The 496-nt window shown below is 59.7% G+C and carries 1 pseudogene; it reads right to left on the bottom strand.

Going from position 1 to position 496, the window contains the following annotated elements:
• Positions 1 to 496 (bottom strand): annotated as a pseudogene (locus DW033_RS24065) (tyrosine protein kinase); the annotation flags it as partial.

Below are 496 nucleotides of genomic sequence, written 5' to 3'. Positions count from 1 at the left end.
CGTGAAACTGAAAACCCCCACGGGGGTGGGCAATATGGCGGGGAGCCTGTCGAAGCCCTGCTCCATCGTCTCCTCGTCACCCTCCTTGTCGATCTTGTACTCCGCTCTCACCGTTAGCTGACCCTCCTTCGTGTAGCGCATGCGTAGCTCGACGGGGGCCACCAGACGGTCCGCCTCCTCGGGGGTGATGAACACGTTAACGGGGGAGTTCTTGTATAACGGGGGGTTGAAGCCCAAGGCGTTCGACTCCTCCATGTCGATATACAGGCCCATGTCGTTCACCACCTTCTTGATCAACGTGCGGGACCTCAGGATCTCGACCTCGTTGTCGAAGTTGCTCGTCATCGAGAGCATGCCGAGGTCCTGTATGGCGGCAAGGCCGCTGGCGGCGTTTGCCCCCTTCTTCTCGTCCTCCTTGATCAGCACCGACGACGTGACGTTATACACCGGCGTCTGGTAACGCAGGAAGACGTACATCCCGATGCAGCAGGCCAGT

It is taken from the genome of Parabacteroides sp. AF39-10AC (assembly GCF_003635405.1).
Lineage (GTDB): Bacteria > Bacteroidota > Bacteroidia > Bacteroidales > Tannerellaceae > Parabacteroides > Parabacteroides distasonis.
Note: the sequence above shows the minus strand (reverse complement) of the source record. Positions and strands in the feature narration are given on the sequence as shown.